Source organism: Vibrio sp. 2033 (assembly GCF_033339735.1).
In genome coordinates this window covers 1-559 of sequence record NZ_JAWOVC010000659.1, presented here as the reverse complement: position 1 = coordinate 559, position 559 = coordinate 1, and the positions used below count along the sequence as shown (strand labels likewise).

The 559-nt window shown below is 46.2% G+C and carries 1 protein-coding gene and 1 pseudogene; both read left to right on the top strand.

The genetic code is table 11. The features are described 5' to 3' along the window. Nucleotides 1–238 (top strand): annotated as a pseudogene (locus R7P74_RS28345) (ABC transporter substrate-binding protein); the annotation flags it as partial. After that, nucleotides 238–559, top strand: a 322-nt coding sequence (locus tag R7P74_RS28340; protein ID WP_318124017.1) for an ATP-binding cassette domain-containing protein, incomplete at its 3' end; no start/stop codon positions are given. The pseudogene R7P74_RS28345 and the gene R7P74_RS28340, both read left to right, overlap by 1 nt.

Genomic DNA, 559 nt, shown 5'->3' with positions numbered 1-559 from the left:
GACGATCGAGAAGAGCAAACGGTCTGGCATTGATGTGTTGTTTTACGAGCTGAATATGCCAAATCGCTTTGTTGATACCATCGAAGAAGCGACAGGAGTTAAGCTCTACCGTTTTTCTCACATGACGCATGGGGAATACGAGGCGAACAAAGTGGAAGTTGAGATGCGCGAAAATGTTGAGACCTTGATTGAAGCGATGAAGTTCGTGGCAAGCAAACACGCACAGGAGAAAGCGTAATGCTTGGTCCTTCTATCTCGATAGATAATTTAAGTCTCCAATACGGTGACAACGTGATATTGCAGAATGTTACTACAACCTTCGAGCCGGGCAAGTGCCATGTGATCATGGGTCCAAATGGTGGAGGAAAAACCTCGTTGTTGCGCTCCGTACTTGGACTTACGCCTTTTACTGGCGACATTTCCGTTCACTGGCCGAATAAGACTTACAATAAGCATGGCGGAAACGTTGGTTATGTTCCTCAACAAGCGATGTTTGAAGCCACCTTACCGCTAACGGTGATGGACTTTGTGTTGCTGAACCAAACACGAATCCCACTAT